This is a genomic window from Actinosynnema sp. NPDC023658 (assembly GCF_040639995.1).
Classification (GTDB): domain Bacteria; phylum Actinomycetota; class Actinomycetes; order Mycobacteriales; family Pseudonocardiaceae; genus Actinosynnema.
Window position 1 is genome coordinate 1 of the sequence record NZ_JBFAAX010001205.1, and the last position, 1555, is coordinate 1555.

Annotated in this window: 1 protein-coding gene and 1 pseudogene; one reads left to right on the forward strand and one right to left on the reverse strand. The window is 74.9% G+C overall.

The window, feature by feature from the left end:
- Positions 1–1156 (forward strand): DUF58 domain-containing protein (locus AB0G02_RS39570; RefSeq protein WP_360805473.1); only part of this gene is annotated, 1156 nt, incomplete at its 5' end.
- Between the two features lie 46 nt (positions 1157–1202).
- Here AB0G02_RS39570 and AB0G02_RS39575 read toward each other — a convergent pair.
- A pseudogene (locus AB0G02_RS39575) lies at positions 1203–1555 on the reverse strand (hypothetical protein); the annotation flags it as partial.

Consider the following 1555-nt stretch of genomic DNA (forward strand, 5'->3'; position numbering starts at 1 on the left):
GGCCCTCGGGCTGTGGTGGCGCTACCCCGGCGTCGCCGGCCTGGGCCTGGCGCTGCTGGCGCTCGTGCTCGCCGGCGCGGTGTCGGTGCTGTCGCGGGCCCAGGTCGCGCCGAAGCGGACCGTACGACCGCGGACCGTGCAGCGGTTGGGCACGTGCACCGGCGTGGTGGAGCTGACCGGCACCAGCAAGCGCTTCCCCGTGGTGTTCGACGCGACCGACGAGGTCGCCGGGAACGCCGGGCCGGTGGACATCCCACTGCTCGCGCCGGGGCAGCGGGGCAAGGGCGAGTACCCCATCCCCACGCACGCCCGGGGCCTGCTGCGCGTCGGCCCGCTGACGTTGAGCCGGCGCGGCCTGGCCGGGCTCGCGCACGCCCGCACGGTCGTCGGTGACGTGGTCGAGGTGCGCGTGGTGCCGCGGGTCCTGCCGGTCCGCGGCCTGCCCGGTGGCGTGCGGCGCGGGCACGTCGGCGCGGACGAGCGGGTGGAGCGCGGCGGCACGGACCTGGTGGGGCTGCGCGAGTACGTGCCCGGCGACGACCTGCGCCGGCTGCACTGGGCGACGTCCGCGCGCACCGGCACGTTGATGATCCGCGAAGACGCCGACCCGGCCCGACCTCACCTGGCCGTGGTGCTGGACGACCACGCCGACGGGTACGCCGAGGGCGAGGACTTCGAGGACGCCGTGGAGGTGGTGGCGTCCCTGGTGACGGTCGCCGTGGCCGAGGGGCACCCGGTGCGACTGGTGTCGACTTCGGGCGCGGTGGACGTGGAACTGCCCGCGGGGGCGGTGGACGCCGACGCGTCGGTCGTGCTGGCCGCCCTGGCGGACCTGGCGATCGCCAACCGACCACCGACCTCCCGCCCACTCCCGGTGCGGGAGCTGGACGTGGTGGCCGTGGTGTGCGGGACCGGGTCCGACCTTCCCGCTCTGGTGCTCGAAGCGGGCCGCGCCTCCGTGGGCGTGATCCTGATCGTCAATCCGACGCCCGCCCCCGCCCCTGCCCCCGCCGCTGCGTCTTCGGTCGACCCGGCATCCAGTGCCCCGATCGTCTCCACCCCGGTATCGGTCTCTGCCGTCGGCTCTGTGCTGGTGCTGCGCGCCGCAACCGCCGAAGGCCTGCTGGACGGTTGGAACACGGTGGTGTCCCGATGAACGCGCGCCCGTCACCCCTGCACCTCCTCGCCCTCGTACCCGAAGATCACTCGATCGTGACATGGGCTTCGGGGATGAATGGAAGCGCCGATTTCGTTGCCAGAAGTATGAAGGCGCGGCGCTCCGGCCCGAGCTGTCTCCGGACGGTGGCTGCGTGAGGACGAACGACCCCACGGGCGACGGCGCCACAAACGCCCACCCCGCAGCCGGAGCCCACCCCGCAGCCGGAGCCCATCCCGCAGCCGGGGCCGGTACCTCCGCCGTTGCGGCCGGCGGTGCCGGAGATCGTGTCGCCAGCGGTGGCCCTGCCGGCGGTGGCCCTGCCGGCGGTGGCGTGAGACGTGCCGTTGGCGGCGCTGGCCGTGTGGCCGGTGGTGGCGCGGGTGCTCGGGTGGATCC